Consider the following 6,000-nt stretch of genomic DNA (forward strand, 5'->3'; position numbering starts at 1 on the left):
CGGCGTCGCGTGCGGCATTTCGATCGCACGATCCGTTCGGGCGCTGAAGCGGGGCAACTGTTTGTGCGGGCCCACGTCTCGTTTGTGGATATCAAAGAACGACGGAAGGGGTGACGTTGACGACAGAAGGTCGAGTTGGCGCTGAGCGAACCGGAATAGTCGCAACTTGCTTAGACGATGCGGTCGCGCTCGACAAGCGGCTGCGTTGGTTACATGCACGCATTGTCCTGTCTGCGGTCGATGGCGAATTAAATAGAGATAGTCAGGCGCTTGAAACTGACGCGCGCCACGATGGGCTATTGTGTGATTTACACACATCCGGGATTCGCTGATTCGTCAATCACCTTGCTCACGAGCGATGACGGTGTGCTCGCGGGACGCAGTTTCCCATTTGGACCAGACTTCAATAGGAAGTATCGCGGGCGAGTACTGGGTCACTGGCTGACTTTACGCTAACAGCGCATGCTTTGGATACGGTAGGATCTACTTGTAATTGCTGATCAAGCGCGGATATTGACTGAAGTAGAGAGGTGAGTGACGCAGATCAAGGCTGCGAACGTCGCTTGGCCAATGGATATACGGAAGTGGGACCGCGCCAGCGGCGCGTCCCCAGCTTTGCTGACATGTGATGCCTATGCAGCGATGAACTCGTTCCACTTCTGAACCATGTAGATGTTCTCGTCCATCACCGCATTCCAGCAGGCAATCGCACCCATGCGCTGGTTGTACGAGCCGCCGTCGCGCACCGTGCCGGCCTTTTCGAGCAACTGGCCATCAGGTGCCTTGATGTCCTGCGCAGCAGCTTTGCCTTCGATCCAGTAGTCCCATTCGTAGGGCTGCATGTGCGTTTTCGCCGTCTCGAGCACACCCGAGTAATAGCCCTGGCGCATCAGGTAGGCACCAGCCCAGCCGTCTTGGAACCAGTTGACGAACTCATACGCGGCATCGAGCTTCCTGCCCTGCAGCGAGCGCGGAAAGCCGAACCCAGAGGCCCAGGAGCGATAGCCCTCCTTGAGCGGCTGGAATTTGCAGGCGATGCCCATCGTGCGCACCTTCGTCACCGCCGGCGACCACATCGACTGGATCACCACTTCACCGGAAGCCATCAGGTTCACGCTTTCGTTGAAGTCCTTCCAGAAGGCACGGAACTGGCCGGCACGCTTGGCTTCGATCAGGATCTTGATGGTCTGGTCGATCTCAGCCTTCGTCATGTTGCCTTTGTCACCGTATTTCACGTGACCCATCGCTTCGATCGCCATCGCCGAATCCATGATGCCGATCGCAGGAATGTTTAGTAGCGCCGCCTTGCCCTTGAACTGCGGATTGAGCAGTTCCGCCCAGCTGTCAATCGGACGATTGATGAGGTCCGGACGGATGCCGAGCGTATCGGCGTTGTATGTGGTGGGAATCAGCGTCATCCATTCTGTCGGTGTCGCAGAGAATTCGGTGGAGCGTGGACCGGTCAGAAACATCACTTTCTTCGGCGCGGTGCCCTGATCTCCGATCTTCTTGCCGTTGATCTCGCCGCGCGTCAGCACCGGTGTAATCTTGTCGGAGAGCTTGATGCGCTTCGCGTCCATTCCTGCGAGCGTGCCGGCTGGGATGAGCTTCCTAAGCGAGAAATATTCGGTATCGACTATATCAAACGAGTTCGGCTGCGTGATGATGCGCTTGGCGACGTCATCGGTGGTCACCGGCACATACTGGATTTCGATGCCAGTGTCTTCCTTGAATTTCCTTGCAATGTCAGCGCTCTGGTTCACAGCGGTGCCAAGGTAGCGGAGAGCGATCTTTCCTTGCGCATGCACATACGGGAATCCGACAATACCGGCAGTGGCGACGGCCCCTTTGATAAACGTACGGCGCGATAGACCTTTCTCATTTCCTTCGTCAAAACTGGAGTTGATCAGGACGGATTGGTCTGGTGTCACGATTTCGCTTTGTTTGGACAGCTCTTTGTCTTTGTATAGCTTGGTCATTCTGATCTCTTGTGGATAAAGTACCGGTTAAACGAAATTAGCAGCCGTCATCTCGCGCATTGGAGAAATGCACCAACTGGTGTCGGTGCTTCATGCTTGGAGGTTTGCGACCAGTGAACACAGGATCCGCGAATTACGGAATAGTGTTGCGCGGGTCAGGCGCCAGGAATCAAGGCTCTGAATGGTTCGCTTGCTGATGTCGCGCTCCCGACGATGACGCAGAAAAAATTTCATCAGCCCGCTGCAAGTGATGTGACGCAGCGGGCATCCCGTTCATGCGTGTGGACTCAGAACGAATGCCGAATACCAGCTGTTACTGCGAACTGGCTGCCATTGGGCAACGCTCCGTAAGTGCCCGCTGAGGCGTTGTCCATGTTGTACATAGCCTCCGTTGCGCCACCGAAGTTCTTCAAGTAGGCAAGGTTACCAATCAACGTCGTTCGTTTCGAAAGCGCATAAGACGCCAGCAGTCTGTACTCCGTCGTGTGATTGGAGAAGGAGGAATTATTTTTATAAAGATAGTCGCCCGACACTGTGAACGCTGGGGTGAACGGAATGTCGATACCCGCCTCATAGAGACTCGCACGTTGAGCAGGCTGTCCAGCAATTGACTGAAACGATCCTGAACCTGTCACATCGGCATGGGAATATCCGAAGCGGGCACGCACGATTTCGAAGTCGTAGCGTGCGCCGAGCGTCAGCAGCTTGTACTTGGCACCGCTTGCGGAACTGGAACTCTCCTGGTCGTAGGTGCCTCCAATATAGATCGGACCGGAAGAGTAGCGCGCACCAACATTGAACACCGAGCCGCGGGTGAAGTCGCCGGGCGTGCCCCCAAACGAGTAAAACGCCGCGCCTTGCAGGCCATACATAACTGGTGTGACGTACTTGACCGCGTTGTTGTAGTACTCGCTGATAGCGTCAAACTCGTGAAATTTGAATGCCGCTCCGGAGTTATATCCGCCGCCGAAGACGCTGCCCACCAGCCAGTCGTCGTTTAGACCCCATTGATGTCCGAAGGTCACAGTTCCGACCCGGGTCTCGAGTCCAACATAAGCGTTGCGATCGAAGCCCTGGTCATTCGGATTGTCCATCTTGCCATTTGACGGATTGAACCCGAACTGGAGATTGAAGATTGTCTTCACTCCGTCGCCGAGGTCCTCACTTCCTTTGAAGCCAAAGCTCGACACGCCGAGGATGCTGTCTTGTGCTTTGAGCACCGATTGATGACCATCGCCAACATGTGTCGCGTAAGCGAACCCTGTATCTATCTGTCCGTACAGCGTCACTGATTGTGCAAAGGACGAGGACGCACTCATGCCGATTACCGAGGCGGTCAAAGCCGACAGCAGGGGTGTGTTCATATGGTTCTTCAAGATGAAGGCTCCTAAATAATTCGCCTCACGCACCGACTCGGCGAACGATTGACTTGGCGAGTATCTGATATAGCCGCCCCGGTGCTTACGTGCGTATGCACATGGAACCTGCATGCTAGCGACGACATAAACATTGTCAACGATTTATAAAATATTGTTGGCGACCCGAAATCGGCGATGTGACGGATCGATAGTGATGGTCCAAGAGATGGGAAAGACCCGGCGAGTACTCGCCTGTTGCTTCGTCGGCGTTTGAGGATTGCATTGCTTGTTGGCATGAATATGCCTGGAAATACGGGCTAACTGGAGAGTTGGGAGAGCATCTCGTCGAAGGTGAGACCATTGATAGGTTGCCGTAAGGCGGCCGACCGCACGCTCCAAAAGTGTGCAAGAATCAATGCGCCTACAATGTCATCGGATTCCTTAGAAATCCATCCAATTGGTTGTAGTCGATGCAAAATATTGTCAACAATATTGAAGCAACCCTGCCAGACTCTAGTTGATCTAGTTCGGCTCCCTAACACACGAAGTCATGTCCATAAAAGAAGCTGTCACCTCACGTGGCCCGAAGCCCGAGACAATTGCCGGCCACATCCGGGCCGCTATCATCGAACACCGGCTGGCGCCGGGAGCGAAATTAGGAGAAGGGCAATTGTGTGAGGTTTTTGGAACCAAGCGAGGTACTGTCCGGCAGGCACTCGCACTGCTGGCGGCCGATCGCCTTGTCGATCTCGAGCCGAACCGCGGGGCATTTGTTGCTAGCCCGTCGTTGCAAGATGTACACGAGGTATTTGAAATGCGACGGATCATCGAGCTTGCAGTCGTCGAGAGAATCTCATCGCTTCGTACGCGACGACTTGGTGCAATACGGGAAAAGATTGGACGCGAACAAAAGGCCTTCGAAGGACGCAACTTTCCGTTGTGGGTACGGCTTTCTGGTGAGTTTCATACGGAGCTTGGTCGACTCACTGGTAACTCTGTGCTTTGCAATTGTCTCGATGAGTTGGTCGCTCGCTCGACGCTGATTTCGGCGCTGTACGAATCCTTCGGGCGGAGTTCGTGTTCCTATGAGGAGCACGAAGTCATTCTCGAAGCAATTGAGGCCGGGAACACAGAAGTAGCAGTCAGCTTGATGTCTCATCACCTGCAGAGCGTCGAGCGAAAGATGCTTGATCGGCCATCGCAGGGCGCCGCCGACCTTCGTGAGGTGTTCCGGAACGTGGAGTGACGGGGATTGCGCTGCTGTCCGCGACTATGACTGCTCGCGCGCAATGTGGCGCTCGAGGTTGAAAGTGTCGCAAGCCCCACGGGAGATTTCGCGCGCGATCTTGCGCACGTTCGTGTGCGCGGTGCAGGAGCTAAACTTTCAGTTGAAGCTGCGGCCGTATCATGAAGGGCAGCGCTAGCGTCCGACCCGCAGCGCTCCGAATATATCGATTGCCACGGCCGGACGGGGAATTGCTCGATGGGCTTTGAGGCGCTAGTTGTCCGGTGGGTGCTTGTGCAAGATTCGAGAGTTTTCGTGGGAGAAGGCGCTGTCGCAAAGAATGCGTCTGCGATTGCATGCGGGGGACGCATTGCAGCCACCGCATGTGCCTCAATAATCCACAAGGATGGTGACGCGGCGATTCGCAGCGCGCGCCGCGGCATCGTCGCCGATGATCAGGGGGAAGTTGTCCGCCCTGCCAATGGCGGCCATTCGGTGAGGTTCGATGCCCTTGTCGGCAAAGAATCGAACCACGACACCGGCGCGTGCCGACGACAACTCCCAGTTGGATTCGTACTTCGCCGTCGATATCGGCACACTGTCGGTGTGTCCCTCGACGAGGATGTTGTTCTTTGAGCGGTCGCGCAGTACCCCTGCGATCTGATCCAGAACGCCGAACGACCCCGGCAACAAGCGCGCGTCGCCCGAGTTGAAGAGAATTTTTGCGTTGATGGCGATTTCCACACCCTGTGAGGCATTCGAAATCGTGATCTGCCGGTTGTCCTGAAGTGGCGCCAACAGAGATAGAAGCTGCCGCCTCGCGGCTTCCGGTGCGCCGGCCGGAGCGTGAATGCTGCCGGAGGCCGTCGCCGACTTCACCTCGCGGCGCTCGAGCATCCTGACTTCGAGTTCCCGGTTTTTCGCCAGCTGCAGCGCGTAAAGCGCGAGGAACAGCACCATCAATGTGGTGATGAGGTCCGCATAGGAAATCAACCAGCGCCCGGACTGCGCCTCGCCATCGCCGCCGTCATCGTCGTGCCGATAGCCGGCTTTGTCCGCCGCAAGGCGCTTGTTACCCGAGGAGAGAGTCATGCTCGAAACGTCTGCTTCCGAATTGCGTTTGAATGAGCGCCTGGCGTGTTATCGTCAAGCGATCGCGACTAGCCACTCCGGGTTATCCCAGCAACTCAGCCGATCGTTCCCGGACATCACCCGCGAGCCGGGTTTCGATCGTATGGGGTGACTCCTTGCGTGAGATTGCAAGCAAGCCATCGAGGTACAGACGTCTGAAGCGCAATTCGCTATCCACCTGCGCCCTGATCTTTCCGTACAACGGCAGAAAGACCAGATTCGCCAACGCGAGACCGTACAACGTCGCCACAAAGGCGACCGCAATACCTTGCCCGAGTTGCGCCGGCTCGAGCATATGGCCCGTGAC

5 protein-coding genes are annotated in these 6,000 nt (G+C 56.0%); 1 reads left to right on the forward strand and 4 read right to left on the reverse strand.

Features of this window, described 5'->3' with window-relative positions; genetic code table 11:
* Positions 1-632 precede the first annotated feature (632 nt).
* Both BM438_RS43235 and BM438_RS43240 read right to left on the reverse strand, forming a co-directional pair.
* On the reverse strand, positions 633-1,979 hold the full coding sequence (locus BM438_RS43235; protein ID WP_244179610.1) for an ABC transporter substrate-binding protein: 1,347 nt from the start codon (positions 1,977-1,979) through the stop codon (positions 633-635).
* 287 nt (positions 1,980-2,266) lie between these two features.
* A complete protein-coding gene (locus tag BM438_RS43240; RefSeq protein ID WP_167378557.1) occupies positions 2,267-3,343 on the reverse strand; it encodes a porin in 1,077 nt (358 codons plus the stop codon).
* A 544-nt stretch (positions 3,344-3,887) separates the two neighbouring features.
* Between BM438_RS43240 and BM438_RS43245 the strand changes: the two genes are divergently transcribed.
* The gene (locus BM438_RS43245) at positions 3,888-4,583 is read left to right on the forward strand and encodes a GntR family transcriptional regulator (RefSeq protein ID WP_093647477.1); all 696 of its coding nucleotides are present in this window, start codon (positions 3,888-3,890) and stop codon (positions 4,581-4,583) included.
* A 369-nt stretch (positions 4,584-4,952) separates the two neighbouring features.
* On the opposite strand, the gene BM438_RS43250 is transcribed toward BM438_RS43245, so the two are convergent.
* A complete protein-coding gene (locus BM438_RS43250) occupies positions 4,953-5,654 on the reverse strand; it encodes an OmpA family protein (RefSeq protein ID WP_093647479.1) in 702 nt (233 codons plus the stop codon).
* 82 nt (positions 5,655-5,736) lie between these two features.
* Positions 5,737-6,000, reverse strand: a 264-nt coding sequence (locus BM438_RS43255) for a MotA/TolQ/ExbB proton channel family protein (RefSeq protein ID WP_208620689.1), incomplete at its 5' end; no start/stop codon positions are given.

Source organism: Paraburkholderia aspalathi (genome assembly GCF_900116445.1).
Classification (GTDB): Bacteria; Pseudomonadota; Gammaproteobacteria; order Burkholderiales; family Burkholderiaceae; genus Paraburkholderia; species Paraburkholderia aspalathi.

What these genes read in the sequence shown, in the direction of transcription:
- BM438_RS43235 (WP_244179610.1), bottom strand. Translation starts at nt 1,979, where the DNA reads ATGACCAAGCTATACAAAGACAAAGAGCTGTCCAAACAAAGCGAAATC.
- BM438_RS43240 (WP_167378557.1), bottom strand. Translation starts at nt 3,343, where the DNA reads ATGAACACACCCCTGCTGTCGGCTTTGACCGCCTCGGTAATCGGCATG.
- BM438_RS43245 (WP_093647477.1), top strand. Translation starts at nt 3,888, where the DNA reads ATGTCCATAAAAGAAGCTGTCACCTCACGTGGCCCGAAGCCCGAGACA.
- BM438_RS43250 (WP_093647479.1), bottom strand. Translation starts at nt 5,654, where the DNA reads ATGACTCTCTCCTCGGGTAACAAGCGCCTTGCGGCGGACAAAGCCGGC.